This is a genomic window from Aeromonas sp. S18(2024), from assembly GCF_041402525.1.
Classification (GTDB): Bacteria; Pseudomonadota; Gammaproteobacteria; order Enterobacterales; family Aeromonadaceae; genus Aeromonas; species Aeromonas enteropelogenes.
The window spans coordinates 1-3,147 of the sequence record NZ_JBGLQV010000021.1; the positions used below are offsets into that span (position 1 = coordinate 1).

Annotated in this window: 1 rRNA gene; it reads left to right on the forward strand. The window is 52.6% G+C overall.

Annotated features, from left to right (window positions below):
• Positions 1–156 precede the first annotated feature (156 nt).
• A 23S ribosomal RNA gene (locus ACB034_RS20785) occupies positions 157–3,045 on the forward strand.
• Positions 3,046–3,147: the final 102 nt, after the last annotated feature.

The window sequence follows — 3,147 nt, forward strand, 5'->3', positions numbered from 1 at the left end:
TGCTCTTTAACAATCTGGAAAGCTGATTTAAAAAGTAGTTCTCAAACATTTGTTACAAGTGCTTTGGAAACTTCTTGGCGAAAACCAAATTTTATTTGGTCCTTGTTGTACGACAACAGGCTGTGCCGGTTTCACCGACACTTCTTGGGGTTGTATGGTTAAGTGACTAAGCGTACATGGTGGATGCCTTGGCAGTCAGAGGCGATGAAGGACGTACTAACCTGCGATAAGCCGTGAGCAGTCGGTAAGAGACATTACGACTCACGGATTTCCGAATGGGGAAACCCACCCGAGACAACTCGGGTATCTGTTACTGAATACATAGGTAACAGAGGCGAACCGGGAGAACTGAAACATCTAAGTACCCCGAGGAAAAGAAATCAACCGAGATTCCCTCAGTAGCGGCGAGCGAACGGGGATTAGCCCTTAAGCATCTTGGAAGTTAGTGGAACGGTCCTGGAAAGGCCGGCGATACAGGGTGATAGCCCCGTACACGAAAACAACCTTGATGTGAAATCGAGTAGGGCGGGACACGTGACATCCTGTCTGAATATGGGGGGACCATCCTCCAAGGCTAAATACTCCTGACTGACCGATAGTGAACCAGTACCGTGAGGGAAAGGCGAAAAGAACCCCTGTGAGGGGAGTGAAATAGAACCTGAAACCGTGTACGTACAAGCAGTGGGAGCCCTTCGGGGTGACTGCGTACCTTTTGTATAATGGGTCAGCGACTTACATTTTGTAGCGAGGTTAACCGTATAGGGGAGCCGTAGGGAAACCGAGTCTTAACTGGGCGTCTAGTTGCAAGGTGTAGACCCGAAACCGGGTGATCTAGCCATGGGCAGGTTGAAGGTTGAGTAACATCAACTGGAGGACCGAACCCACTAACGTTGCAAAGTTAGGGGATGACCTGTGGCTGGGGGTGAAAGGCCAATCAAACTCGGAGATAGCTGGTTCTCCCCGAAAGCTATTTAGGTAGCGCCTCGGACGAATACTACTGGGGGTAGAGCACTGTTTGGGCTAGGGGGTCATCCCGACTTACCAACCCCATGCAAACTCCGAATACCAGTAAGTAATATCCGGGAGACACACGGCGGGTGCTAACGTCCGTCGTGAAGAGGGAAACAACCCAGACCGCCGGCTAAGGTCCCAAAGTTCTGGTTAAGTGGGAAACGATGTGGGAAGGCTCAGACAGCTAGGATGTTGGCTTAGAAGCAGCCATCATTTAAAGAAAGCGTAATAGCTCACTAGTCGAGTCGGCCTGCGCGGAAGATGTAACGGGGCTCAAACCAGGCACCGAAGCCGCGGATTTGCACTTAGTGCAAGTGGTAGGGGAGCGTTCTGTAAGTCTGCGAAGGTGTATCGAGAGGTATGCTGGAGATATCAGAAGTGCGAATGCTGACGTAAGTAACGATAAAGGGGGTGAAAAGCCTCCTCGCCGGAAGACCAAGGGTTCCTGTCCAACGTTAATCGGGGCAGGGTGAGTCGACCCCTAAGGCGAGGCCGAAAGGCGTAGTCGATGGGAAGCAGGTTAATATTCCTGCACGACTTGTAATTGCGATGGGGGGACGGAGAAGGCTAGGTGGGCCAGGCGACGGTTGTCCTGGTGAAAGTGCGTAGGCGGTACCTTTAGGTAAATCCGGAGGTGCAACGCTGAGACACGAGACGAACGCACTACGGTGCGGAAGCCATTGATGCCCTGCTTCCAGGAAAAGCCTCTAAGCTTCAGATTACAAGTCATCGTACCCCAAACCGACACAGGTGGTCGGGTAGAGAATACCAAGGCGCTTGAGAGAACTCGGGTGAAGGAACTAGGCAAAATAGTACCGTAACTTCGGGAGAAGGTACGCTCTTGTTGGTGAAGTCCCTTGCGGATGGAGCTGACGGGAGTCGCAGTGACCAGATGGCTGGGACTGTTTATCAAAAACACAGCACTCTGCAAACACGAAAGTGGACGTATAGGGTGTGACACCTGCCCGGTGCCGGAAGGTTAATTGATGGGGTTAGCGCAAGCGAAGCTCTTGATCGAAGCCCCGGTAAACGGCGGCCGTAACTATAACGGTCCTAAGGTAGCGAAATTCCTTGTCGGGTAAGTTCCGACCTGCACGAATGGTGTAACCATGGCCATGCTGTCTCCACCCGAGACTCAGTGAAATCGAATTCGCCGTGAAGATGCGGTGTACCCGCGGCTAGACGGAAAGACCCCGTGAACCTTTACTACAGCTTGGCACTGAACATTGAACCTACATGTGTAGGATAGGTGGGAGGCTTTGAAGGCGTGACGCCAGTTGCGCTGGAGCCGTCCTTGAAATACCACCCTTGTATGTTTGATGTTCTAACGCAGGCCCCTGAATCGGGGTCGCGGACAGTGCCTGGTGGGTAGTTTGACTGGGGCGGTCTCCTCCCAAAGAGTAACGGAGGAGCACGAAGGTTGGCTAATCCTGGTCGGACATCAGGAGGTTAGTGCAATGGCATAAGCCAGCTTAACTGCGAGACGGACAGGTCGAGCAGGTACGAAAGTAGGTCATAGTGATCCGGTGGTTCTGAATGGAAGGGCCATCGCTCAACGGATAAAAGGTACTCCGGGGATAACAGGCTGATACCGCCCAAGAGTTCATATCGACGGCGGTGTTTGGCACCTCGATGTCGGCTCATCACATCCTGGGGCTGAAGTCGGTCCCAAGGGTATGGCTGTTCGCCATTTAAAGTGGTACGCGAGCTGGGTTCAGAACGTCGTGAGACAGTTCGGTCCCTATCTGCCGTGGGCGTTGGATGATTGAAGGGAGTTGCTCCTAGTACGAGAGGACCGGAGTGAACGAACCTCTGGTGTTCGGGTTGTCACGCCAGTGGCACTGCCCGGTAGCTAAGTTCGGAATCGATAACCGCTGAAAGCATCTAAGCGGGAAGCGAGCCCTGAGATGAGTCATCCCTGACCCCTTGAGGGTCCTAAAGGGCCGTTGGAGACCACAACGTTGATAGGTGGGGTGTGTAAGCGCGGCGACGTGTTGAGCTAACCCATACTAATTACCCGTGAGGCTTAACCATACAACACCCAAGAAGTGTTTCTGGCCTTGTAGCGAATGAACGAACTACGAATTCAGTGATAGCGACTAGCCATGAGCAACATCGTTATTCACGTCAGCTTTC